Below are 561 nucleotides of genomic sequence, written 5' to 3' on the forward strand. Positions count from 1 at the left end.
GTTCTTTTAAATCCTCTTTTATATTGAATTTGCTTTGTCTTCCCATGCTTCAAAGATAATAAAGCGACACTATATACTCAAATTGGTATAAGTTAATTTTCCAAATAGGCTGATGCTCTGCTTCCCTGCAACTAATACCAACCAATTGTTTTTCAAAGGTTTGCTTAAGGATCACTTTGAAAAACAATTGGTATAACTTTTTACCACTTTAACAAAAAACAATAATTATTTATTGAACAATCCTTCCGGGCTCCCGACGGTTTTTCCCGGGATTACCGGTTAAATCATCCCCCAAATCGAGGCGGGCCTCTTCAGCAATTTTTTCAAGCATTTTCACAATTTCAGGATTCGATTCGCCAACGTCATACCGTTCTCCCGGATCGCGGCGTAAATCATACAATCCACCTTTAAACGGAAAATTGTTATTCAGTGGCCCGGGGGTTCCATCGTTACCCGGTTGAAAACGTTCGTAAGTTCTGCCGGGGTGAGGGAATACAAGTTTCCACGAACCGTGACGAACAGCTTCCAGACTGTTCTTCCGGTAATAGTATAAAAAGGTTT

General features: G+C 40.1%; 1 pseudogene. It reads right to left on the minus strand.

Annotated features, from left to right (window positions below):
- Positions 1-229: 229 nt before the first annotated feature.
- Positions 230-561 (minus strand): annotated as a pseudogene (locus K5G00_RS29535) (hypothetical protein); the annotation flags it as partial.

Origin of the sequence: Maribellus maritimus, assembly GCF_022267315.1 — a bacterium.
In the GTDB taxonomy this organism is placed as follows: Bacteria; Bacteroidota; Bacteroidia; order Bacteroidales; family Prolixibacteraceae; genus Draconibacterium; species Draconibacterium maritimum.